Here is a 1,746-nt window from a genome sequence, read left to right on the forward strand (position 1 = left end):
GCCGAGCTGACGCCCGGCGAGACCGTCATCGGCAGCCGCCGCGGCCACACCTCGCACCGCCACCTGCCCTGGATCGCCCTCGACGACGGCACCGCGGGCGAGGAGCACGGCGAGGTCTACGGCTGCGCGCTGGCCTGGTCCGGGTCCTGGCGCATCGCCGTGCAGCGGCTCGACGACGGCGTCGTCCAGGCCGTCGGCGGCGCCGGGCACGACGACTCGGGGCTGGTCCGGCTGGAACCCGGCGAGTCGTACACCGCACCCGTCTTCGCCGGGCTCTACGCCTCGGGCGGCTTCGGTGCCGCGTCCCGCGCCTGGCACGCCTGGCAGCTCGCGCACGTCGTACCGGACGCGCACATCCCCCGGCCCGTCCTCTACAACTCGTGGGAGGCCACCAAGTTCGACGTCGAACTCGGCCACCAGCGCGAGCTGGCGCGGCGGGCCGCGGCCATGGGCGTGGAGCTGTTCGTCGTCGACGACGGCTGGTTCGGCGCCCGTACGCACGCGAAGGCCGGGCTCGGCGACTGGACGCCCAACCCCGACCGCTTCCCCGACGGGCTCAAGCCCCTCGCCGACGAAGTCCACGGCCTCGGCATGCACTTCGGCATCTGGGTCGAGCCGGAGATGGTCAACCCCGACAGCGACCTCTACCGCGCCCACCCCGACTGGGTCCACCACCGGCCGGACCGCCGGCGCACCGAGTTCCGCCACCAGCTCGTGCTGGACCTCGGCCGGCCCGAGGTCAGGACGTACCTGTGGGAGCAGCTCGACGAGCTGCTGCGCTCCGCGCCCATCGACTACGTCAAGTGGGACTTCAACCGCTCCCTGACCGAACCGGGCGCGCACACCGACCCCTCGCTCCCGCACGTGCAGGGGCTGTACGGCCTGCTGGACCGGCTGCGCGCCGCGCACCCGCACGTCGCCTTCGAGTCCTGCTCCGGCGGCGGCGGCCGGATCGACCTCGGCATCCTGTCCCGTACGGACCAGGTGTGGACCTCCGACAACACCGACCCGCTCGACCGGCTGCCCATCCAGCACGGCATCGGCCAGATCCACCCCGCCCGGGTCACGGCCGCCTGGGTCACCGACAGCCCCAACGAACAGATGCAGGACCGCGTCAGCAGCCTGCGCTACCGCTTCGTCAGCGCCATGGCCGGCGTGCTCGGCGTCGGCGGCGACCTCGCGCGGTGGAGCGGCGAGGAGCTGGCCGAGGCCGGTCGCTGGGTGGAGCTGTACAAGCGCATCCGCCCCGCCGTCCAGCTCGGCCGGCTCTACCGGCTGCGGGAGCCGCAGGAGGGCCTGAGCGCGGTGCAGTACGTCCTCGGCGACGACCCCGAGCGGGCCGACGAGGTCGTCGTCCTCGCCTGGCTGCAGGCCCAGCGCTACAACGAGTCGCTGCCGCCGCTGCGCCTCGCCGCGCTCGACACCGCCGCGGAGTACGAGGTGTTGGCCGGCGGCGAGCCGGGCGAGGTGCTGCGCGGCGCGGTGCTCGCGCACCGGGGGCTGCACACGGGGCTGCACGGCGACCTCGACGCCGCGGTGGTGCACCTGCGCCGCCGCTGACGGCCCCGGGGCCCGCGCTGGGCCGTACCCGCCCGGACCGCACCCGCCCGGACCGTACGCGTGACCGCGCGGGATGCGCCCCCGCGCGGGCCGTCGCACAATGTGACGTGAGCGGGGGGACCCCGACGGAGCGGGACCATGCGCTTCCACGACCGCACGGAGGCGGGCCGCGCGCTCGCCCGGCGC

General features: G+C 75.1%; 1 protein-coding gene. It reads left to right on the top strand.

Going from position 1 to position 1,746, the window contains the following annotated elements:
• On the top strand, positions 1 to 1,560 hold a 1,560-nt coding region (locus tag H5J30_RS31260; protein WP_181790903.1), incomplete at its 5' end, for an alpha-galactosidase.
• Between the last annotated feature and the right edge of the window lie 186 nt (positions 1,561 to 1,746).

The sequence above is a fragment of the Streptomyces phytophilus genome, assembly GCF_013870535.1.
GTDB lineage: Bacteria > Actinomycetota > Actinomycetes > Streptomycetales > Streptomycetaceae > Streptomyces > Streptomyces phytophilus.